Genomic DNA, 20,670 nt, shown 5'->3' with positions numbered 1-20,670 from the left:
AACCGATCGATGATGACAAGGAGCCGTCCGCCATGAGCACCACCCGGACCACCGGCACCGGCACATCCGCAGCCACCGCAGGCCCCGCCGCCCCTGATGACACCGGCGGCCCCGGCGGCCTCACCGAGGTCGAACTCGTCATCGGCGGTATGACCTGCGCCTCCTGCGCGGCCCGGGTCGAGAAGAAGCTCAACCGCATGGACGGGGTCGAGGCCACCGTCAATTACGCGACCGAGAAGGCCAAGGTCAGCTACCGGGGCGCGGACGTCGCCGTCCAGGATCTCATCGCGACCGTCGAGGCCACCGGCTACACCGCCGCCGAGCCCGTACGTCCCGTACGGCACCCCCCGACCGACCCCGAGACCGACCCCGCTGCCACCCCCGACGCCGCCCCGGAAAAAACCCTGGACGGGACCCCACCAGGGGCAGCCCCCGACGGCAGCGAGCCCGACGCCGCCCTCCGTACCCTGCGCGAACGCCTGATCACCGCCGTCGTACTCTCCGTACCGGTCATCGCGATGTCCATGATCCCGGCCCTCCAGTTCGACAACTGGCAGTGGCTGTCGCTGACCCTCGCCGCGCCCGTCGTCACCTACGCGGGCTGGCCCTTCCACCGCGCCGCCTGGACCAACGCCAGACACGGCGCGGCGACGATGGACACCCTGATCTCGGTCGGCGCGTCGGCCGCGTTCCTCTGGTCGCTGTGGGCGCTGTTCTTCGGCACGGCGGGCACGCACGGCATGAAGCACGCCTTCGAGCTGACCATCGGCCGGGGCGACGGTTCCGGGAACATCTATCTCGAAGCGGCGGCCGGTGTCACCGCGTTCCTCCTGGCCGGGCGCTACTTCGAGGCCCGTTCCAAGCACAAGGCGGGCGCGGCCCTGCGGGCGCTGCTGGAGCTGGGGGCCAAGGAGGTCACGCTCGTACGGGACGGCCGCGAGACGACCGTACCGACCGACCGGCTCCAGGTCGGTGACCGTTTCCTCGTACGGCCCGGCGAGAAGATCGCCACCGACGGCACGGTCGTCGAGGGCTCCTCGGCGGTCGACGCCTCGATGCTCACCGGCGAGTCCGTGCCCGTCGAGGTCGCGGTCGGCGACGCCGTCACCGGCGCGACCCTCAACGCGGGCGGCCGGCTGATCGTCGAGGCCACCCGGATCGGCGCCGACACCCAGCTCGCCCGGATGGCGCGGATGGTGGAGGACGCGCAGAACGGCAAGGCATCCGTCCAGCGCCTCGCCGACCGGATCTCCGCCGTCTTCGTCCCGGTCGTCATCGGGCTCGCGCTCGCCACCCTGGGCGGCTGGCTCGCCACCGGGTCGGGGCTGACGGCCGCGTTCACCGCCGCCGTGGCCGTACTGATCATCGCCTGCCCGTGCGCCCTGGGCCTGGCCACCCCGACCGCGCTCATGGTCGGCACGGGGCGCGGCGCGCAGCTCGGCATCCTGATCAAGGGGCCCGAGGTGCTGGAGACCACCCGTCGCGTCGACACGATCGTGCTCGACAAGACGGGCACCGTGACCACCGGGAAGATGACGCTGCTGGCCACGCACAGCGCCACCGGAACCGACGAGTCCGAGGTCCTGCGGCTCGCGGGCGCCCTCGAACACGCCTCCGAGCACCCCATCGCCCGCGCCGTCGCGGAGGGCGCCGCCGAGCGCGTCGGAACGCTGCCGGCCGCCGAGGACTTCGCCAATGTCCCCGGTCTCGGTGTGCGGGGCGTCGTGGCCGGTCGCGCCGTCCTCGTCGGCCGGGCGAAGCTGCTCGCGGAGGCGGGGATCCGCCTCCCGGCGGAGCTGGAGAGCGCCCGTACGCGGGCGGAGGCGGCGGGCCGTACGGCGATCGCGGTCGCCTGGGACGGCGAGGCGCGGGCCGTGCTCGAAGTCGCGGACGCGGTGAAGGAGACCAGCCCGGAGGCGGTACGGCGGCTGCGCGCGCTCGGTCTGACCCCGGTCCTGCTGACCGGCGACAACAGGGCCGTCGCCGAGTCCGTGGCCGCCGAGGTCGGTATCGCGGACGCCGATGTGATCGCCGAGGTCATGCCCGAGGACAAGGTCGACGTCATCAAGAAGCTCCAGGCGGAGGGCCGTTCCGTCGCCATGGTCGGCGACGGGGTCAACGACGCCGCCGCCCTCGCCCAGGCCGACCTCGGCCTCGCGATGGGCACGGGCACCGACGCCGCCATCGAGGCGGGCGACCTCACTCTCGTACGGGGAGACCTGCGCGCCGCCGCCGACGCCATCCGGCTGGCCCGTCGGACCCTGGGCACCATCAAGGTGAACCTGTTCTGGGCCTTCGCGTACAACGTCGCCGCGATCCCGTTGGCGGCGGCCGGGTTCCTGAACCCGATGATCGCGGGGGCGGCCATGGCCTTCTCGTCGGTCTTCGTGGTCGGCAACAGCCTGCGGCTGCGGGGCTTCAAGCCATCCTGAACACTCACGGTACGGACGAATGTGCCGGGCCCGGTGCCGGAGGGGTTTCCCCTACGGACCCGGGCCCGGCCTATCGTCGACCCATGTCCCATCCGGTGAACCACCGCCACCCCGCCCCTGAACCCGACCCTGAATCCACCCCGGAATCCGGCCCGGAATCCGGCCCCGCCCCTGAACGCCGCCCCGATCTCCAGGCCCGGTTCGCGGCGACCCTGACCGCCCTCGGGGTACGGGTCGGGGGCACCCCCGACCCGTACCCGTACGCCGAGAACCTCCTCGCGCGCTGGGCCGAACCCCACCGCCGCTATCACACGACCGCCCATCTGGTCGCCGTACTGGATCACATCGACACGCTCGCCGCGTACGCCGACGCCCCCGATCTCGTACGCCTCGCCGCCTGGTTCCACGACGCCGTCTACCTCCCCGACCGCTCCGAGAACGAGGAGCGCTCCGCCCGGCTCGCCGAACGGGCCCTCCCCGAAGCCGGGTTGAGCGACGACGACACGCGCGAGGTCGCCCGGCTCGTCCGCCTCACCGTCACCCACGCGGCCGGTCCCGACGACCGCAACGGCGCCGTCCTGTGCGACACCGACCTCGCGATCCTCGCCGCCGCGCCCGACGCGTACGCGGCCTACACGGCGGCCGTACGCGAGGAGTACGGCTTCGTCCCCGACCCCGACTTCCGGGCCGGGCGGGCCGCCGTACTGGAGCAACTGCTCGCGCTGCCCGCCCTGTTCCGTACACCGCACGGAGTACGGGAGTGGGAGGCGCGGGCCCGCGCGAACCTGACGGCGGAGCTGCGCGGGCTCACCCGTCCCACCGGTTGAGCGGTCCGCGTGGCCAGGAATGCGCTGCCGGGCGGAGCCGTTGGAAGGTGGCATGCCGTCGCCTTCCCCTTCCTCCCCTTCCTCTCCTTCCTCTCCTTCCTCCGCTCCTGTGCCTTCTTCCCCTCCCGCTCCATCTGCTCGTACTGATCCATCTGCTCGTACTGCTCGGATGCCGCTCGCCGTCCACATCCTCGGGCTCTCGGTCTTCGCCCTCGGCACCAGCGAATTCATGCTCTCCGGCCTGCTGCCGCCCCTCGCCGACGACATGGGCGTGTCGATACCCACGGCCGGGCTGCTCATCTCCGCCTTCGCGATCGGCATGGTCGTCGGCGCCCCGCTGCTCGCGGTGGCCACCCTGCGGCTTCCCCGGCGTACGACACTCATCGCCCTGCTCGCGGTCTTCGGCCTCGGCCAGGTCGTCGGCGCGCTCGCCCCGACGTACGAGATCCTCTTCGCGTCCCGCGTGATCAGCGCGCTCGCCTGCGCCGGATTCTGGGCCGTGGGCTCGGCGGTCGCCATCGCGATGGTGCCGGTCGCCGCGCGGGCCCGCGCCATGGCCGTGATGATCGGCGGCCTCTCCATCGCGAATGTGCTGGGCGTCCCGGCGGGTGCGTTCCTCGGCGAACACTTCGGCTGGCGCTCGGCGTTCTGGGCGGTCGGCGCGGCCTCCGCCATCGCGCTGGTCGGCGTGGTGACACTGATCCCCGCCATTCCCGTACCTGCGGAGAAGCCCCGGCTCAAGCGCGAGCTGGCCATCTACCGCGACCGTCAGGTCTGGCTCGCGATCGTCGTCACGGCGCTCGCGGCGGGCGGCGTCTTCTGCGCGTTCTCGTATCTCGCCCCGCTGCTCACGGATGTGGCCGGGCTGGACAGCGGCTGGGTCCCGAGCGTGCTGGCGCTCTTCGGGTTCGGCGCGCTGGTCGGTACGGCGCTGGGCGGCCGGTACGCGGACGCGCACCTCTTCGGCGTGCTGATCAGCGGCATCGCGGCGTCCACGGTCCTGCTGGTGCTGCTGGCCGTGACCGCCTCGCACCCGGCCGTGGTCATCGCCCTGGCCTTCCTCCTCGGCGTGTCCAGCTTCTACACGGCCCCCGCCCTCAACGCCCGCATGTTCAACATCGCCGCTGCCGCCCCCACCCTCGCGGGCGGCACTACCACCGCCGCCTTCAACCTCGGCAACACGAGCGGCCCCTGGCTCGGCGGCACCGTCATCGACGCGGACTTCGGCTATACGTCCACGGCCTGGGCGGGCGCGGCGATGACGGCGGTCGCGGTCGGGCTGGCCTTGCTGGCGCTGCGGTTCCACCGTGGGGCGGGCAGCAGGGTGGTCGCGGGGTCGGCGCCTGCTCCTGTGTCGGCTCCGGCTCCGACTCCGGCGGATTGCTCGTAACACCGGCTGATCACGCCGGCTGATCACGCGGGCTGATCACGCGGGCCGTCCGGTGACCTTCATATGGCCTCACACCGCCGGACGGCCCTTGGGGCGGCGCAGGCCCGCGTCGGTGAGCCTGCGGACGAGCTCCTTGGAACCGATCTCCACCGCGCCCGCGCGTACCGCGTCCCCGTAGTGGTGGGAGGGGATGTCGTAATGGTCCCGTTCGAATGCGTTCGGCGGGCAGCCGATGGCAGCGGCGAAGGCGTGGAGTTCCGCGAAGGAGACATCGCTGACCAGGTGCGACCAGAGTCGGCCGTGGCCGGGCCAGGTGGGCGGATCGATATAGAGGGTCACGGGGTGTCCGGGTGGTCTGTGTGACCTGGGTGGTCCGAGTGGTCTTCGTGGCCCAGGTGGTCTCCATGACCCGTGTGGCCCGTGTGGCCCGTGTGGTCTCCATGACCTGAGTGGCCTGAGTGGCCTGCATGGTCTCCATGACCTGAGTGGCCCGTGTGGCCTGCATGGTCTCCATGACCTGAGTGACCTGAGTGATCTGAGTGACCTGCGTGGCCCGTGCGCCCCAGCTGGCCGACCGCCGCGACCGCGATGCCCGCCTTGCCGCACACCCAGTACGGGTCGTCGCCCAGCTCGGGTTCCACGTCCAGCGCGTGCGGGCCGCCCTCGGAGCCCTCCGCGCCCTCGCCGCAGACCGGGCAGAGCGGCCAGCGCCCGTAACGCTCCAGCAGGGCGTCCTGTACGTCCTGGGCGACCAGCCCGGTGACGTACGCGACCCCCTCGGGCCACTGCTCGACCCACCAGCGGCGGTGCGTCACGGAGTCCTCGACCAGGGAGACGACATCGGCGCGCGCCACATCGCCCGCCGCCAGATCGGCCAGGACCAGGGCACGGGCGGTGTGCAGCGCCAGTTCCAGGGGGGCCACGTCGGGGCTGGCCTCAGGGTTGTTGCCAGGGTTCGGCTCGGGGTTCGGGGCGTCGTCCATCCCGTAATTGTCAGGGATAGCCCAGGGTTGACCGCCGATGGATTTCGAAAATATCTTTCAGTGGTGACCAAAGTAATGAAAGAAAATTTCAGCCCGGACGCGGCCCGCCCCACGCCGGCTCCGCGCACCACAGCCCCACCGCCCGCTCCTGCCCCCGCACCCGCACCCGGCGCTCTCGCCGCCAAGGTGCGGACCCTCGCGCCGGCCATGACCCGTTCCGTGCAGCTCGTCGCCGAGGCCGTCGTCGCCGACCCGGCGGGCTGTGCCGCGCTGACCGTCACCGGTCTGGCCGAGCTGACCGGCACCAGCGAGGCCACGGTGGTGCGCGCGGCCAGGCTGCTCGGGTATCCGGGATACCGCGATCTGCGGCTCGCGCTCGCCGGTCTCGCGGCGCAGCAGCAGTCGGGGCAGGCCCCCACCGTCACGGCCGATATCGCGGTGGACGATCCCCTTGCGGATGTCGTCGCGAAGCTTGCCCACGACGAGCGGCAGACGCTCGCCGACACCGCCGCCGCCCTGGACACCATCCAGCTCGGCGCCGTGGTCACCGCCGCCGCCACGGCCCGCAGGATCGATATATACGGCGCCGGGGCCTCGTCCCTCGTCGGCATGGACCTGGCCCAGAAGTTCCTGCGCATCGGCCTGATAGCGCACGCGCACACCGACCCGCATCTCGCGGTCACCAACGCCGTGCAGCTGCGCGCGGGCGATCTGGCCATAGCGATAACGCACTCCGGGGCCACCGGCGATGTCCTGGAGCCGCTCCGGGCCGCCTTCGACCACGGTGCGACGACGGTCGCGATCACCGGGCGGCCCGACGGTCCGATAGCGCAGTACGCGGACCACGTCCTGACGACGTCCGCAGCGCGCGAGAGCGAGCTGCGCCCGGCGGCCATGTCGAGCCGTACGAGCCAGTTGCTCGTCATCGACTGCCTGTTCATAGGCGTCGCGCAGCGTACGTACGAGACGGCGGCCCCGGCCCTCTCCGCGTCGTACGAGGCGCTCGCGCACCGCCACAGCCCACGCGCGCCCCGCTGACGACCCACTCCAACTGTCCCGATCCCCACCCGAGAAAGAGCCGCCCCTCCATGAAGTCCCCGTACGGCGATCTCCGCGCGCAGCTCGACACCCTCGGCACCGAGGCGTTCCGTCCTGAGCTGGCCGAGATCGATCAGCTGCCCACCCTGGACATCGCCCGGATCATGAACGGCGAGGACACCACCGTCCCGGCCGCTGTCGCCGCGCAGCTCCCCCGGATCGCGGCGGCCATCGACGCCATCGCCGAGCGGATGGCCCACGGAGGCCGGCTGGTCTACGCGGGCGCCGGTACGGCGGGACGGCTCGGGGTGCTGGACGCCAGTGAGTGCCCGCCCACCTTCAACACCGATCCGGCGGACGTCGTCGGCCTGATCGCGGGCGGCTCCGGAGCGCTGGTGACCTCCATGGAAGGTGCCGAGGACTCCAAGGAACTGGCTGCCGCCGATCTGGCCGGCATCCGGCTCACCCGGGCGGACACGGTGGTCGGGATCTCCGCCTCCGGCCGCACGCCGTACGCGATCGGCGCCGTCGAGCACGCGCGCGGCCTGGGCGCGCTCACCATCGGTCTGTCCTGCAACGCGGGCAGCGCGCTGGCGGCGGCGGCCGAGCACGGCATCGAGGTCGCCACCGGCCCCGAGCTGCTCACCGGCTCCACCCGGCTCAAGGCCGGTACGGCACAGAAGCTCGTCCTAAACATGCTCTCGACGATCACGATGATCCGGCTCGGCAAGACGTACGGAAACCTCATGGTCGATGTCCGCGCCTCCAACGAGAAGCTGCGGGCCCGCTCCCGCCGGATCGTCGCGCTCGCCACCGGCGCCTCCGACGACGAGATCGAGACCGCTCTCTCGGCCACGAACGGGGAGGTCAAGAGCGCCATTCTCACCCTTCTCGGCGCGGTCGACGGCCCCACGGCCGAACGCCTCCTGTCCGATTCGGACGGCCATCTGCGCGACGCGCTGAAGGACGTACGCCCGAACTGAAAGCGCACACATGGCACCTGAAGGATCAACCGCAGGACCGGCAGGACCGCCCAGTGACCCCGGCGGTCCCATCGACCCCGGCGGTCCCAGTGGCCCCGGCGGTCCCATCGACTCCGGCGGTCCCAGTGGCCCCGGCGGTCCGGTGGGCAAGCACCGGGCCACCGCCGAAGCGCTCCTCCCTCTCGTAGGAGGAGCGGCGAATGTCGCCTCCGTGGCGCACTGCATGACCCGGCTCAGACTCGGGCTGCACGATCGTTCCCTGGTCCAGGAGGAGGCGCTGAGGGCGCTGCCCGCGGTGCTGGGGGTGGTCGAGGACGAGACGTATCAGATCGTTCTGGGCCCGGGGCCGGTCGCGCGGGTGACGCCGGAGTTCGAGAGGCTGGTGGCGGAGGCGGAGGCGGAGGCGCTCCCCGGTCTGTCTCCCGGTGCGCCTCCTCCCGGCGCCGATGCGCTGGCCGCGCGGGGGGCCGCGCTCAGGGCGGAGCGGAAGGCCAGGAACGCGACGCCGTTCAAGCTCTTCCTGCGCCGGATCGCCAACATCTTCGTCCCGCTGATCCCGGCTCTCATCGGCTGCGGCATCATCGCGGGCCTCAACGGCCTGCTGGCCAACCTCCATTGGCTGCCGTCCGTGGTCCCGGCGCTCGCCGCTCTGGCATCCGGTTTCATGTCGCTGATCGCCGTCTTCGTCGGCTACAACACGGCGAAGGAGTTCGGCGGGACACCGATCCTCGGCGGCGCGGTAGCCGCGATCATCGTCTTCCCCGGTGTCGCGAACATCGACGCGTTCGGCCAGAAGCTCTCCCCCGGCCAGGGCGGTGTCCTCGGGGCACTGGGCGCGGCGGCGCTGGCCGTATATGTGGAGAAGCGATGCCGGAGATGGGTGCCGGAGTCCCTCGATGTCCTGGTCACCCCGACGCTGACCGTCCTAGTCTCCGGCCTGGTGACCATCTACGGCCTGATGTACGTGGCCGGTGAAGTATCCACCGCCATCGGCGAATTCACCGGCTGGCTCCTGTCGAACGGCGGTTCCGGCGCGGGCTTCGTCCTCGGCGGGCTCTTCCTCCCCCTGGTGACGCTGGGCCTGCACCAGGCCCTGATCCCCATCCACACCACCCTGATCGAGCAGCAGGGCTACACCGTTCTCCTCCCCATCCTGGCCATGGCGGGCGCGGGCCAGGTGGGCGCGGGCGCGGCGGTCTATCTCCGCCTTCCCCGGAACGCCTCCATCCGCCGGACCATCAGATCCGCCCTCCCCGCAGGGCTCCTGGGAGTGGGCGAACCCCTCATCTACGGCGTCTCCCTGCCGCTGGGGCGCCCCTTCATCACCGCCTGCGTCGGCGGCGCCTTCGGCGGTGGCTTCATCGGGCTCTTCAACCAGCTGGGCGCGTCGGTCGGTTCGACGGCGATCGGCCCGTCGGGCTGGGCCCTCTTCCCCCTCCTGTCCGGCAACAAGGGCCTGGGCGAGGTGATCGCGGTATACGCGGGCGGCCTGCTCGCCGGTTACGCGGTGGGGTTCGTCGCGACGTACTACTTCGGCTTCACGAAAACGATGCTGAGCGAGCTGAACGTCGATACGGAGCCGGGGCCGGCCCCGCCCTCGCCTGCCCACTCTGCCACCTCGGCCACCACAGCCGCCTCGGAACCGAAACCGGAGCCCGGCTCCCAACCCGAACCGTCGAGGGTGTGAGAGCGGCTCCCCAGGGCGGGCGCACGCCACCCAGCCGCTCTCAACTGCCCTCGGCCGTCAGCCGTCAGCTCTCACAGCCTCGGCGGGCTCTTCTCAGCCGGCGGCGGTACGGAGGAACCGCAGCAGGTCGTCCACGCTGTAGCCCAACTGCTGGCCCCGGTCCGCCGCCATCAGCAGCAGTTGGGCGACGATCGCGGCGCCGTGGCCGTCCTGGCCGTCGCAGGACCACTCCCACAGGCCCTCGACACCGAGGTCGGTCATCAGCACACCGTGCTCGGCCCTGACCTCAGCGCACACCGGCGCCACAGCGTCGAGCAGGGTCTCCCCCGGACGCCGGCAGCGCAGGCTGAAGTACGTGTCCCAGTGGCTCGGCACACACCCCGGGGGCGGTGTCGCCGTGAGGCTGCCGTACCGGGCGTCGGTGAAGTGCGGAATGCCGGTCGCCGGGCAGTGAATGAGGTTGAACCGATGCGACTTCACCCCTTCCTCAGCCTTTCCCCCGACCCTTTCCTCGGCCTTTCCTTCGGTGCCGTCCGTCATACTTTTCCGCTCTCTTGTGTCCTGCGTTGCCATGAGCCCAGACCTCCACGCTCCGTATCGATTACCACCACACAGCGTGGCGAAATATGGCTAGCCTGAACAGAGCTTTCAGCCCAACACCGCGACATGCGTGACCGGGAGATCCCCATGCCTGGACAGAAACCACTCGATCCGTCGTCCTCGCCGCGCGCCATGCTCGGCTCCGAACTCAGACACCAGCGCAACGCGGCAAACCTGACCCAGGAGGAGGTGGGCAGGCCGCTCTTCCTCAGCGCCTCGTTCATCGGCCAACTGGAGTCGGGGCTGCGGCGGATGCAGATGGAGTACGCACTGCACTTCGACAAGACCTTCGACACGAACGGCTTCTTCGAGCGCCACTGCCAGGCGCTGAAGAAGTCGAAGTACCCGGACCACTTCGCGGAAGCGGCGGAGGCCGAGGCCATCGCGGTGGTCATCAAGGAGTACGCGCCGCTGCTGATCCCCGGGTTGTTGCAGACGGAGGCGTACGCACGAGCCGTATTCCGCGCGTATCAGCCAACAGCCATAGAGGATGTGATCGATGAGTTGATCGCGGCCCGACTGGACCGCGCGAAGCTTCTCAAGGATCCAACAAGGCCGATGGTGTGGACGGTCCTTGACGAGGCGATTCTGCGCCGACCAGTGGGCGGACCTGCGGTGATGGCGGCGACGCTACGCCATATCGCCAGGATGATCCGGCAGCGCAGGATCATCGTTCAGGTGCTGCCGTTCGGTGCGGGTGCGCATGCGTCACTTGAGGGCACCATCCAACTCTTGGCGTTTGAGGACGCGCCCCCACTCGCCTATCTCCAGAGCCTGGGATCAGGACAGTTGCTCGACGATCCAGCGTCGGTGGCCAGGCATGAACTGACCTACGATCTGCTCAGGGCCACCGCACTCTCGCCGGAAGCATCCTTGGCCCTGATTGAGTCAGTGGCGGAGGATTACGAACATGCAGAGCAGAAGCCCTGAGCACGACCTGAGCGCCGCTTCCTGGCACAAGTCCAGTTACAGCGGCGGCAGCGGCGGCAGCTGCCTGGAAGTGGCCCGGGGCTTCCCCGGCGCCGCTTCGTGGCGGAAGTCGACCTACAGCGGCGGCAGCGGCGGCGATTGCCTCGAAGTGGCCGATGGTCTCGTCGGCATAGTCCCCGTCCGCGACTCCAAAACCCCCACCGCCCCGGCCCTCATCTTCCGGGCCGGGGCCTGGGCCACCTTCGTCACCGAGGTCAAGGGCGACCTGGCATAGCCCCATTGGCGACTTGTCGCCAATGCCTTGAGCGGCGCGCACGCGGCTCCTAGCGTTGCTCGGTGTCACCACACCAGCACGAGCAATCGGGAGGCGGCATGGGCTGGGGAACCGGCAAGGGCGGCGAAGGTGGCGACGGGCGGCACAGCGGGAAGAAAGACCCCGGCACCGCCGCGCCGAATCCGGACACCAAAGGCAGTAGGCCCGACCCCAAGCACAAGGGCGAAGCCGAGAAGTGATCATCGACCAACAGGATTCGGAGCAGGGCGCGTTGAGCGGCCTGCTCCAGGCTGTCGACAAAGACCTCGGTCATCCTCTGGCGCCCGAGTGGCGCGCCGCCGCCGAGGCGGTGGCTCGGCATCGTTTTCTGCCCGAGCGGGTCTGGCTGGGGGACGGACACGGGGGTTACGCGCCCTGCGACCGGAGCGCCGACCCCGGCCGGTGGCTTCGGGCCGCGTATGCCGATGCTCCGGTGGTCACCCAGGTCAATGACGGTGCCCAGCCGGTCGACAGCGACAGCGACGGCATCTGGCCGTCGTCCTCCGCGTCGGCGCCGTCGATCGTGTTCCGCATGCTGGAGGAACTCGCCCTGGCGGACGGCATGTCGGTGCTGGAGATCGGCACCGGGACCGGTTGGAACGCCGGGCTTCTCGCGCACCGGCTCGGGGTCGGCAACGTCACCTCCGTCGAGGTGGACCCGGAGGTGGCCGCGCGAGCCCGTACCGCGCTCAAGGCTGTTGGGCTCGGCCCCGATGTGGTGTGCGGGGACGGGAGCCTTGGGGTGCCGGGCCGGGCGCCGTTCGACCGGACGGTCTCGACCTGCGCGGTCCGTTCCGTACCGCCCGCGTGGATCGCGCAGACGAAGCCCGGCGGGGTGATCCTCACCCCGTGGGAGAGCCCGTGGCTCGGGTGGGGGCTGTTGCGGCTCACCGTACGAAACGGTGCGGCCGAGGGGCGGTTCCAGCCCTACAGCTCGTTCATGCTGATGCGGGGGCACCGTACCGACCTGCGGATCTTCCGGGATGTCGTACGTGACGCCCATCAGCCCGACGAGTCCCGTACCGTCTGCCCCGCCCACACCATCGGCGCCGACGCGTGGGATCTGGGCTTCGCCATCGGCCTGTGCCTGCCCGATGTCTGGAAGACCTGGGAGGACGATCCCGGGGTGGACGGAGTCGTACGGCGGCTGTGGATCGCGACCACGGACGCGACATCCTGGGCGGCGGTGGATCACGCGGCGGATCAAGCAGGGGCGCCGGACGGCCCGTTCACCGTATGGCAGTACGGGGGGCGGCGGCTGTGGGACGAGGTGGAGGGTGTGTATCGCTGGTGGGTCGAGCAGGAGCGGCCGGGGCCTGAGCGGTTCGGGCTCACCGTCACAGCGGGGACCGCGTCGGCCTGGCTGGACGGACCGGCGCGGCTACTGCCTCGTACCGCCGCGCACGTACCCGCGCACGTACCCGCGCACGTACCCGCGCACGTACACGCACCCATACCCGCGCACGTCACTCGTCGCTGAGTCCGGAGCCCTCTCCGGGCTGCCGTCCGTCGTCGTCCTTCTGGGGAGCCAGCAGGGCGAGGAAGTCGCGGAAGGCGGCGGGCATGTCGACGATGTCCGGGGAGATGAGCCATTGCAGCTGGAGGCCGTCCATGGCGGCGACGAGCAGGGGCGCGGCGCGCTCGGGGGTGAGTCCGTGGGCCAGGTGGTCGCCGTACTCCTTGCGGAGTGAGTCGGCGAGCGCCGTACGGACGTGCTCGTAGCGGTTCTCGAAGAATTCGCGGGCCGGATGCCCCTCGGTGACGCTGTCACCGGCCAGGACGGTGAAGGTCTGGACGACGCCGGACCGGGTCGCGTTGTACTCGACGAGCTGCGCGAGGGTCTCCAACGGCCAGGGGTCGCCCTTGGTGGCGGCGGAGGCCATGTCCCACTGGTCGCGGGCCTCCAACACGGCGACCATCAGCGCCTCTTTGCCGGGGAAGTGGTGCAGCAGGCCCTGTTGGGTCAGCCCCGCGCGCTCGGCCACGGCGGCGATGGACGTCCCCCGGTAGCCGCGCTCGGAGATGATCTCCAGGGCGGCCTGGATGATCTCCGCGCGTCGATTCGCCGCCCGGACCGAACGCCCACCCTGCCGCACGCCGTCGTTGACTGCCATCGCCCGAGCCTAACGCTCCGCAGCGCGCACGTGAATGACGAACGCACAACGGCACCTACCGCAAATGAGGCCTCTGCGGGCACTATTTCAGGCAACATTCCGCTTTGCCTCAACGAGGAGGTCCGGCTGTGGATCAGGTCATTCCCCCCGCTGCCCCGGGATCGGTCACGGATGTCATCAGCAGCGCGGGAGCGCCTGCGGGTACCCGTGCCGTCGAAGACGTCCAGCACAGTGCGCACGGTGAACACACCGGCCCGGCAGCCACTCCGCCCGGCTTCGTCCCCAAGGTCTTCCTGGCGCAGTTCGGCCTCTTCGGCGCCCTGATGACACCGGTCCTCGTCACCATGGCGCTGCGCGTCGCCGAGGTGGATCCGGACAACAAGACCTCCAGCCTCAGCCTGGTGCTCGGTGTCGGCGCCATCTTCGCCCTGATCGCCAACCCGCTCGTGGGTCGGCTCTCGGACCGGACGACATCCCGGCTCGGCCGCCGCCGTCCCTGGCTGATCGGCGGGGTCGTCGGCGGGCTGACGGGGCTCGCGCTGATCGCCTTCGTACCGTCGATCCCGGTCATTCTCCTCGGCTGGATCATCACCCAGATCTGCTACAACGCCTCGCTCGCCACCCTCCAGGCGACCGTCCCCGACCAGGTCGCCCACCGGGACCGCGGCAAGGTCTCCGGTGCGCTCGGTGTCGCGCTCACCCTGGCCATCGTGGTCAGCGCGACACTCGCGGGGCAAGTGGCCGACGCCAGAGTGCAGTTCCTCGTACCGGCGGTGCTCGCCATCGTCCTCGTGGGCTGCTTCGCGGTGACGATGGAGGACAAGCCGCTGGCCACGGCCCCCGAGCCGTTCTCCGTCAAGGAGTTCGCGGGAAGCTTCTGGACGAACCCGGTCGAGCACCGGGACTTCGGCTGGGCCTGGGTCTCCAAGTTCCTGGTCACCTTCGGCATGATCGCGCCGACCTCGTACCTCGCGTACTACCTCACCGCCGACTTCGGCGTCAGCGACTCCGAGGTAGCCGCCAAGGTCTCGACGCTGATCGTCATCACCTACCTCTGCAACGCCGGCGCCGCGGCCGTCAGCGGCTGGCTGTCCGACCGGGTGGGTGCCCGCAAGCCCTTCATCCTCGGCAGCAGCCTGGTGGTCGTGGCCGGTCTGGTGGTGCTGGCGCTCGCGCCCGGCTTCACCGCCGTCGTCCTCGCGCAGGTCCTCATCGGGCTCGGTGGCGGCATGTTCTACGCGGTCGACCTCGCCCTGGTCACCGAGGTGCTGCCCGACCCGGACACCGCGGCCAAGGACCTCGGCGTCATGAACATAGCCAACGCCCTGCCCCAGAGCCTGGCCCCGGCCGTCGTCTCGGTGGTGCTGGTCGTCGCCGGAGGCGAGAACTACCCGCTCTTCTTCGCGGTCGCCGCGGCTCTCGCCGCGGTCGGCGCGCTGTCGGTGACACGCATTCGCGGCATCCGCTGAACCACCCGAGACCGCGGGAACGCCGAAGGGCGGCACCTCTTCGGAAAGAGGTGCCGCCCTCCGTCAGGACGGTTGATCCACTGGGGCCGGGGCCCCGGTCGATCAGAAGTCCATGTCACCGCCGGGCATGCCGCCACCGGCCGGAGCGGCGCCGGCCTTCTCGGGCTTGTCGGCGATAACGGCCTCGGTGGTGAGGAAGAGCGCCGCGATGGAGGCGGCGTTCTGCAGCGCGGAGCGCGTCACCTTCGCGGGGTCGATGATGCCTTCGGCGATCATGTCGACGTACTCACCGGTCGCGGCGTTCAGGCCGTGGCCGACCGTCAGGTTGCGGACCTTCTCGACGACGACGCCGCCCTCAAGGCCACCGTTGACGGCGATCTGCTTGAGCGGAGCCTCCAGCGCGAGCTTGACGATCGCGGCACCAGTGGCCTCGTCGCCCGTCAGCTCAAGCTTCTCGAAGACCGAGGAAGCCTGGAGCAGAGCCACGCCACCACCGGCGACGATGCCCTCCTCGACGGCGGCCTTGGCGTTGCGCACCGCGTCCTCGATGCGGTGCTTGCGCTCCTTCAGCTCGACCTCGGTCGCGGCACCGGCCTTGATGACGGCCACGCCGCCCGCGAGCTTCGCCAGGCGCTCCTGGAGCTTCTCGCGGTCGTAGTCCGAGTCGCTGTTCTCGATCTCGGCGCGGATCTGGTTGACCCGACCGGCGACCTGGTCGCTGTCACCGGCACCGTCGACGATGGTGGTCTCGTCCTTGGTGATGACGACCTTGCGGGCGCGGCCCAGCAGGTCGAGACCGGCGTTCTCCAGCTTGAGGCCGACCTCCTCGGAGATGACCGTACCGCCGGTGAGGATGGCGATGTCGTTGAGCATGGCCTTGCGGCGGTCGCCGAAGCCCGGTGCCTTGACGGCGACGGACTTGAAGGTGCCACGGATCTTGTTGACGACCAGGGTCGACAGCGCCTCGCCCTCGACGTCCTCCGCGATGATCAGCAGGGGCTTGCCCGACTGCATGACCTTCTCCAGCAGCGGAAGGAGGTCCTTCACGTTGCCGATCTTGGAGTTGACGATCAGGAGGTACGGGTCGTCGAGCGACGCCTCCATACGCTCCATGTCCGTGGCGAAGTACGCCGAGATGTAGCCCTTGTCGAAGCGCATGCCCTCCGTCAGCTCAAGCTCCAGCCCGAAGGTCTGGGACTCCTCGACGGTGATGACGCCTTCCTTGCCGACCTTGTCCATGGCCTCGGCGATCAGCTCGCCGATCTGGGTGTCAGCGGCGGAGATGGAGGCGGTCGAAGCGATCTGCTCCTTGGTCTCCACGTCCTTGGCCTGCTCCAGCAGCGCACCGGAGACGGCCTCGACGGCCTTCTCGATGCCACGCTTGAGGGCCATCGGGTTGGCGCCGGCGGCTACGTTGCGCAGGCCCTCGCGGACGAGCGCCTGGGCGAGCACGGTCGCGGTGGTCGTACCGTCACCGGCGACGTCGTCCGTCTTCTTGGCGACTTCCTTGACCAGCTCGGCGCCGATCTTCTCGTACGGGTCCTCGAGCTCGATCTCCTTGGCGATGGAAACACCATCGTTGGTGATCGTGGGGGCGCCCCACTTCTTCTCAAGGACGACGTTGCGCCCCTTGGGACCAAGGGTGACCTTGACGGCGTCGGCGAGCTGGTTCATCCCGCGCTCGAGACCGCGCCGTGCCTCCTCGTCGAACGCGATGATCTTGGCCATGTGAAGTGGTCCTCCCGGACAGATCGGGTCTCCCCCGCCTCGAACGCACGCTGCGAGCTTGGGGGAAGGATTGCTCCGGACCGCGCTGGCGCCCGCGACGGACGGCCTGAGAGCCGCTGGTTCCTTGCCCCATCGGCTCTTCGGGCCTCACCGACCCGGTCCTTAAGTTGTCACTCTCACCTGCAGAGTGCTAACGCCAATAATTAGCACTCGACCCCCGAGAGTGCAAGCGCCCGAAGGGCATCCTTGGGGGGGTGGTGGCCGGGCGACGGGTGGGCGCAAGCGCCCGAAGGGCGTCCTTGAGGGGTGGCGGGCGTCGCCCCTCCGCGAGGGACCACCGCACCGGGCACCGCACCCGCGACGCACGAGGGCCCGCGTCCCAGGTGCGGGACGCGGACCCCTCGTGCGTGAGCATGAGTACGCGTGTGAGTGCGTCGGTGGCCGATCGCGCCGGAATCAGACGGCGAGCTTGACCATGTCCGCCTGCGGACCCTTCTGGCCCTGCGAGATCTCGAACTCCACTCGCTGACCTTCTTCAAGGGTGCGGTAACCGTCCATCTGAATCGCGCTGTAGTGGACGAATACATCCGCACCACCGTCTACCGCGATGAAGCCGTAGCCCTTCTCCGCGTTGAACCACTTGACGGTGCCCTGAGCCATGCCTAACTCCCCTATTACTGGCCCTTGCACGGGGCCACACTTCGCGCCGGAACGCGTCGACCGCGGCTGAATGTATCTGCCCAACTGCCCTCTGCAACAGGTCAATCGGACGAGAAATCTGGCCGTGGCCGAAGGCGTGGCCGAACACGCATAGCGTTGAATTCGCAGCGATCCAGGGCAAGTCGGGCCGGACAAAGGCCACGTACCGCACAAACGACACCTGGAGTCGAGCCCCATGTTGTCGCGTTCTCGTATGCGCTCGGGAGCGAGTGACATCGGAGCGGCGCCGAAAAAGGAGGGGCGTTCCCCCACTCTAGCGTGCTCAATCATTCAGAATGGCCCCCTCCGTTTTCCCGGAGAGGGCCATTCCGATCACGCTCGTACGAAGATTTGCGCGACTCAGCCGCCCGCGACCGCCGGGATGATCGAGATGCCGGCGCCGGCGGGGGTCGCGGTCTCCAGGCCCTGTTCGAAGCGGACGTCGTCGTCGTTGACGTACACGTTGACGAAGCGCCGCAGCTTGCCCTGGTCGTCCAGGACGCGGGCGGCGATGCCCGGGTGGTTGGTCTCCAGGGACTGGATGACCTCGGAAAGCGTCGCGCCCTCCGCCGGGACTTCTGCCTGGCCACCCGTGTAGGTGCGGAGGATGGTGGGGATACGGACCTTGACGCTCATGAGGGTGCCTTTCCGGGAAGGGAAGGAAGATCGACGAAGGAGAGGTGGAAGATCGGCGAGGGGAGGAGAGCCGGACCGGGCGGGAGCCGGGTCAGCTCGCCGCGTCGCTCGCCAGGCCCGCCGCGCGGAACGCTTCGAGGCTCGGCCTGATCGTCGCCGTCGGCCCGGTCGTGGGTGCCACGGCGTCCAGGGTCTTGAGGCCGTCGCCGGTGTTCAGGACCACGGTGGTGAGGGTCGGGTCGAGGAGACCGGCCTCGATGAGCTTCTTCGTCACGCCGACGGTCACCCCGCCCGCCGTCTCCGCGAAGATCCCCTCGGTGCGCGCCAGCAGCTTGATCGCGTCGACGATCTGCTCGTCGTTGACGTCCTCGACCGCTCCGCCGGTACGACGGGCGATGTCCAGGACGTACGGGCCGTCCGCCGGGTTGCCGATCGCCAGGGACTTGGCGATGGTGTCCGGCTTCTGCGGGCGTACGACGTCGTGGCCGGCCTTGAAGGCGGCGGACACCGGCGAGCAGCCCTCGGCCTGGGCGCCGAAGATCTTGTACGGCCTGTCCTCGACCAGGCCCAGCTTGATCAGCTCCTGGAGCCCCTTGTCGATCTTCGTGAGCTGCGATCCGGAGGCGATCGGGATGACGAGCTGGTCGGGCAGCTCCCAGCCGAGCTGCTCGCAGATCTCGTACGCGAGCGTCTTGGAGCCCTCGCCGTAGTACGGGCGGAGGTTGACGTTGACGAAGCCCCAGCCCTCGCCGAGCGGGTCGCCGATCAGTTCGGAGCAGAAGCGGTTGACGTCGTCGTAATTGCCCTCGATACCGACCAGTTCACCGCCGTACACGGCCGCCATGACGACCTTGCCCTGCTCCAGGTCGTGCGGGATGAACACGCAGGAGCGGAAGCCGGCGCGGGCGGCGGCGGCGCCGACCGCTCCCGCGAGGTTGCCGGTGGAGGAGCAGGAGAGGGTGGTGAAGCCGAAGGCGCGGGCGGCCTCGACGGCGATGGCGACGACGCGGTCCTTGAAGGAGTGCGTCGGGTTCCCGGAGTCGTCCTTGATGTGCAGATCGCCGGTGACGCCCAGCTCGCGGGCGAGGTTGTCGGCCTTGACCAGCTTGGTGAAGCCGGGGTTGATGTTGGGCTTGGTGGCCACATCGGCGGGGACGGGCAGCAGCGGCGCGTAACGCCAGATGTTGTTCGGGCCCTCCGCGATGCGCTTCTTCAGCTCGTCAGGGGTGCCGCTCGGCAGGTCGTACGCGACTTCGAGCGGCCCGAAACAGCTCGCACAGGCGAAGATCGGCCCGAGGTCGAAACGCTCTCCGCATTCGCGGCAGGAAAGCGCGGCGGCGGGTCCGAGATCGATGGAGATCTTCGCGGCGGTCTCCGCGATGCCGGAAGTTTCCGCGGCGTCGGTACCGCTCTTGCCGTCATTCGTCCGGACGGTCTGCACAGCCATGATGGCGAGGCCCTTTCTCCTCATCTTCCTCGCGGCGTACTTCGCCACAAGACGGAATTGGCACCTTCCCCACCTGACCTCGCGGTCGGCGGGAGGGTTGCCGGGACTTCAACGGGCCGTTCCCTCTGTCCCTCTGGATGAGCGCTATGGCGCCGGACCCGGGGTCCGGCGCGTTTGTCACCACGGACCCCGGCATGCGGTGGTCATCGGTGTTGTTCAAGACTGTAACCGAAGGCGCGGACCGTTGAGATAGTCGTCCGCACCGCGAGATGGATCACATGTATCGCGGTTCTATGGATCAGCCCAGGGAGTACCGAACGTGCTGGAAGAGGTGGACCGCTGGCTGACCAGGCGTTCCTGGTCAGCTGCCGACCGTACGCCCGCCCGGTTGCTGGCGGCGAAAGCCGCGCGCGGCACCACGGTGAGCGTGGTGCTTCCGGCGCTGAACGAGGAGGAGACGGTCGGCGAGATCGTCTCGGTGATCCGGCGGGAACTGATGGCGAGGACAGAGCCGGGAACGGCCGGCGCGGCGGCAGGGCCGGGCGCGGGGCCGGTGCCGCTGGTCGACGAGCTGGTGGTGATCGACTCCGGCTCCACCGACCGTACGGCCGAGGTCGCCGCCGCCGCGGGCGCGCGGGTGGTGCACCGGGACGCGATACTTCCGCGGCTGCCCGCGCTCCCCGGCAAGGGCGAGGTGCTGTGGCGGTCGCTGCTGGTGACGAGCGGCGACATCGTGTGTTTCGTGGACGCCGACCTGCGGGAGTTCTCTGCGGACTTCGTCTCCGGGACCGTGGGCCCGCTGCTCACCGAGCCCGAGGTGCAGTTCGTCAAGGCGATGTACGACCGCCCGCTGGGCAAAGGCGCGGACGTGGACGGAGGCGCGGGCGCGGGTGGCCAGGGCGGGCGGGTGACAGAGCTGGTCGCGCGCCCGCTGCTGAATCTGCACTGGCCCCGGCTGGCCGGCTTCGTCCAGCCGCTGGGCGGTGAGTACGCGGCGCGGCGGTCGCTGCTGGAGCGGCTGCCGTTCCCGGTCGGGTACGGCGTGGAGCTGGGCCTGCTGGTGGACGCGCTGCACACGGTCGGCCTCGACGCGCTGGCGCAGGTCGATGTGGGGGTACGGCTCCACCGCCACCAGGACGACCGGGCGCTGGGGCGGATGGCGGCGGCGATCTACCGTACGGCGCAGCTACGGCTCTCGCGGGGGCATCTGGTACGGCCGCTGCTGACCCAGTTCGAGCGGGGCGCCGATGGTTTCGTACCGCGTACGCATGCCGTGGACACGGAGGAGCGGCCGCCGATGCGGGAGATCGCGGAGTACACGGCAGGCCGCGCGGCGTAACAGCACATTTTCGGATCAGCTGTCTAAATTAATGCCTTATGCACCCATTTTCTGT

General features: G+C 69.9%; 19 protein-coding genes, 1 pseudogene and 1 riboswitch. Of the genes and pseudogenes, 12 read left to right on the top strand and 8 right to left on the bottom strand.

What is annotated here, in order from left to right; translation table 11 throughout:
* The first annotated feature begins 149 nt into the window (after window positions 1-149).
* From ACIP8W_RS19005 to ACIP8W_RS18995, 3 genes are all read left to right on the top strand, one after another.
* Window positions 150-2,432, top strand: coding sequence for a heavy metal translocating P-type ATPase (locus tag ACIP8W_RS19005; RefSeq protein WP_401951281.1), 2,283 nt, complete (start codon window positions 150-152; stop codon window positions 2,430-2,432).
* Window positions 2,433-2,515: 83 nt separating this feature from the next.
* Window positions 2,516-3,259, top strand: a complete 744-nt coding sequence (locus ACIP8W_RS19000) for a hypothetical protein (RefSeq protein WP_402203760.1) — start codon at window positions 2,516-2,518, stop codon at window positions 3,257-3,259.
* A 169-nt stretch (window positions 3,260-3,428) separates the two neighbouring features.
* Entirely contained in the window at window positions 3,429-4,649 is a 1,221-nt protein-coding gene (locus ACIP8W_RS18995; protein ID WP_401950670.1) for a Cmx/CmrA family chloramphenicol efflux MFS transporter, read from the top strand.
* A 69-nt stretch (window positions 4,650-4,718) separates the two neighbouring features.
* Here ACIP8W_RS18995 and ACIP8W_RS18990 read toward each other — a convergent pair whose 3' ends face one another.
* Window positions 4,719-4,988 (bottom strand): DUF4031 domain-containing protein, encoded by a 270-nt coding sequence (locus ACIP8W_RS18990; RefSeq protein WP_401950667.1) that lies wholly within the window; start codon window positions 4,986-4,988, stop codon window positions 4,719-4,721.
* Between the two features lie 221 nt (window positions 4,989-5,209).
* Window positions 5,210-5,632: pseudogene (locus ACIP8W_RS18985) on the bottom strand (hypothetical protein); the annotation flags it as partial.
* Between the two features lie 63 nt (window positions 5,633-5,695).
* On the opposite strand from ACIP8W_RS18985, the gene ACIP8W_RS18980 reads away from it, so the two are divergent.
* The 3 genes from ACIP8W_RS18980 (at window position 5,696) to ACIP8W_RS18970 (ending at window position 9,340) form a co-directional block, all read left to right on the top strand.
* On the top strand, window positions 5,696-6,670 hold the full coding sequence (locus ACIP8W_RS18980) for a MurR/RpiR family transcriptional regulator (RefSeq protein ID WP_402152727.1): 975 nt from the start codon (window positions 5,696-5,698) through the stop codon (window positions 6,668-6,670).
* 50 nt (window positions 6,671-6,720) lie between these two features.
* On the top strand, window positions 6,721-7,653 hold the full coding sequence (murQ, locus tag ACIP8W_RS18975; RefSeq protein ID WP_402203757.1) for an N-acetylmuramic acid 6-phosphate etherase: 933 nt from the start codon (window positions 6,721-6,723) through the stop codon (window positions 7,651-7,653).
* A 142-nt stretch (window positions 7,654-7,795) separates the two neighbouring features.
* Window positions 7,796-9,340 carry a PTS transporter subunit EIIC gene (locus ACIP8W_RS18970; protein WP_401951280.1) on the top strand — a complete coding sequence of 515 codons (1,545 nt, stop codon included), beginning with the start codon at window positions 7,796-7,798 and terminating at the stop codon, window positions 9,338-9,340.
* A gap of 93 nt (window positions 9,341-9,433) precedes the next feature.
* On the opposite strand, the gene ACIP8W_RS18965 is transcribed toward ACIP8W_RS18970, so the two are convergent.
* Complete coding sequence (locus ACIP8W_RS18965; RefSeq protein WP_401950659.1) at window positions 9,434-9,820, bottom strand: amidase; 387 nt, start codon at window positions 9,818-9,820, stop codon at window positions 9,434-9,436.
* Between the two features lie 207 nt (window positions 9,821-10,027).
* Between ACIP8W_RS18965 and ACIP8W_RS18960 the strand changes: the two genes are divergently transcribed.
* The 4 genes from ACIP8W_RS18960 (at window position 10,028) to ACIP8W_RS18945 (ending at window position 12,663) form a co-directional block, all read left to right on the top strand.
* On the top strand, window positions 10,028-10,870 hold the full coding sequence (locus ACIP8W_RS18960) for a helix-turn-helix domain-containing protein (protein WP_401950656.1): 843 nt from the start codon (window positions 10,028-10,030) through the stop codon (window positions 10,868-10,870).
* Window positions 10,851-11,144: a DUF397 domain-containing protein gene (locus tag ACIP8W_RS18955; RefSeq protein WP_401950653.1), complete on the top strand. Its 294-nt coding sequence runs from the start codon at window positions 10,851-10,853 to the stop codon at window positions 11,142-11,144. The genes ACIP8W_RS18960 and ACIP8W_RS18955 overlap by 20 nt, the downstream gene beginning before the upstream one ends.
* A 98-nt stretch (window positions 11,145-11,242) precedes the next feature.
* On the top strand, window positions 11,243-11,383 hold the full coding sequence (locus ACIP8W_RS18950; protein ID WP_401950650.1) for a hypothetical protein: 141 nt from the start codon (window positions 11,243-11,245) through the stop codon (window positions 11,381-11,383).
* The gene (locus tag ACIP8W_RS18945; RefSeq protein ID WP_402203755.1) at window positions 11,380-12,663 is read left to right on the top strand and encodes a methyltransferase domain-containing protein; all 1,284 of its coding nucleotides are present in this window, start codon (window positions 11,380-11,382) and stop codon (window positions 12,661-12,663) included. Before ACIP8W_RS18950 ends, ACIP8W_RS18945 begins: the two co-directional genes overlap by 4 nt.
* On the opposite strand, the gene ACIP8W_RS18940 is transcribed toward ACIP8W_RS18945, so the two are convergent.
* On the bottom strand, window positions 12,650-13,297 hold the full coding sequence (locus ACIP8W_RS18940) for a TetR family transcriptional regulator (protein ID WP_402203753.1): 648 nt from the start codon (window positions 13,295-13,297) through the stop codon (window positions 12,650-12,652). The genes ACIP8W_RS18945 and ACIP8W_RS18940 overlap by 14 nt on opposite strands.
* A gap of 128 nt (window positions 13,298-13,425) precedes the next feature.
* Between ACIP8W_RS18940 and ACIP8W_RS18935 the strand changes: the two genes are divergently transcribed.
* Entirely contained in the window at window positions 13,426-14,766 is a 1,341-nt protein-coding gene (locus tag ACIP8W_RS18935) for an MFS transporter (protein WP_401950641.1), read from the top strand.
* A 102-nt stretch (window positions 14,767-14,868) separates the two neighbouring features.
* Here ACIP8W_RS18935 and groL read toward each other — a convergent pair whose 3' ends face one another.
* From groL to thrC, 4 genes are all read right to left on the bottom strand, one after another.
* A complete protein-coding gene (groL, locus tag ACIP8W_RS18930; RefSeq protein ID WP_030353342.1) occupies window positions 14,869-16,494 on the bottom strand; it encodes a chaperonin GroEL in 1,626 nt (541 codons plus the stop codon).
* A 456-nt stretch (window positions 16,495-16,950) separates the two neighbouring features.
* Window positions 16,951-17,154, bottom strand: coding sequence for a cold-shock protein (locus ACIP8W_RS18925; RefSeq protein ID WP_005315736.1), 204 nt, complete (start codon window positions 17,152-17,154; stop codon window positions 16,951-16,953).
* A 399-nt stretch (window positions 17,155-17,553) separates the two neighbouring features.
* A complete protein-coding gene (locus ACIP8W_RS18920; RefSeq protein WP_401950638.1) occupies window positions 17,554-17,829 on the bottom strand; it encodes a ubiquitin-like small modifier protein 1 in 276 nt (91 codons plus the stop codon).
* A 91-nt stretch (window positions 17,830-17,920) separates the two neighbouring features.
* The gene (thrC, locus tag ACIP8W_RS18915; RefSeq protein WP_402203750.1) at window positions 17,921-19,276 is read right to left on the bottom strand and encodes a threonine synthase; all 1,356 of its coding nucleotides are present in this window, start codon (window positions 19,274-19,276) and stop codon (window positions 17,921-17,923) included.
* Window positions 19,277-19,293: 17 nt separating this feature from the next.
* Window positions 19,294-19,420, bottom strand: a riboswitch (SAM riboswitch).
* A gap of 175 nt (window positions 19,421-19,595) precedes the next feature.
* On the opposite strand from thrC, the gene ACIP8W_RS18910 reads away from it, so the two are divergent.
* Window positions 19,596-20,615 carry a glucosyl-3-phosphoglycerate synthase gene (locus ACIP8W_RS18910; RefSeq protein WP_401950632.1) on the top strand — a complete coding sequence of 340 codons (1,020 nt, stop codon included), beginning with the start codon at window positions 19,596-19,598 and terminating at the stop codon, window positions 20,613-20,615.
* The last annotated feature ends 55 nt before the right edge of the window (window positions 20,616-20,670 follow it).

The sequence above is a fragment of the Streptomyces sp. NPDC088554 genome (genome assembly GCF_044752945.1).
GTDB lineage: Bacteria > Actinomycetota > Actinomycetes > Streptomycetales > Streptomycetaceae > Streptomyces.
Note: the sequence above shows the minus strand (reverse complement) of the source record. Positions and strands in the feature narration are given on the sequence as shown.

Excerpts from the sequence above, each read along its gene's own strand:
- groL (WP_030353342.1), bottom strand. The coding sequence starts at position 16,494 with ATGGCCAAGATCATCGCGTTCGACGAGGAGGCACGGCGCGGTCTCGAG.
- ACIP8W_RS18995 (WP_401950670.1), top strand. The coding sequence starts at position 3,429 with ATGCCGCTCGCCGTCCACATCCTCGGGCTCTCGGTCTTCGCCCTCGGC.
- ACIP8W_RS18955 (WP_401950653.1), top strand. The coding sequence starts at position 10,851 with ATGCAGAGCAGAAGCCCTGAGCACGACCTGAGCGCCGCTTCCTGGCAC.
- ACIP8W_RS18925 (WP_005315736.1), bottom strand. The coding sequence starts at position 17,154 with ATGGCTCAGGGCACCGTCAAGTGGTTCAACGCGGAGAAGGGCTACGGC.
- thrC (WP_402203750.1), bottom strand. The coding sequence starts at position 19,276 with ATGGCTGTGCAGACCGTCCGGACGAATGACGGCAAGAGCGGTACCGAC.
- ACIP8W_RS19000 (WP_402203760.1), top strand. The coding sequence starts at position 2,516 with ATGTCCCATCCGGTGAACCACCGCCACCCCGCCCCTGAACCCGACCCT.
- ACIP8W_RS18960 (WP_401950656.1), top strand. The coding sequence starts at position 10,028 with ATGCCTGGACAGAAACCACTCGATCCGTCGTCCTCGCCGCGCGCCATG.
- ACIP8W_RS19005 (WP_401951281.1), top strand. The coding sequence starts at position 150 with ATGACCTGCGCCTCCTGCGCGGCCCGGGTCGAGAAGAAGCTCAACCGC.
- murQ (WP_402203757.1), top strand. The coding sequence starts at position 6,721 with ATGAAGTCCCCGTACGGCGATCTCCGCGCGCAGCTCGACACCCTCGGC.
- ACIP8W_RS18920 (WP_401950638.1), bottom strand. The coding sequence starts at position 17,829 with ATGAGCGTCAAGGTCCGTATCCCCACCATCCTCCGCACCTACACGGGT.
- ACIP8W_RS18950 (WP_401950650.1), top strand. The coding sequence starts at position 11,243 with ATGGGCTGGGGAACCGGCAAGGGCGGCGAAGGTGGCGACGGGCGGCAC.
- ACIP8W_RS18940 (WP_402203753.1), bottom strand. The coding sequence starts at position 13,297 with ATGGCAGTCAACGACGGCGTGCGGCAGGGTGGGCGTTCGGTCCGGGCG.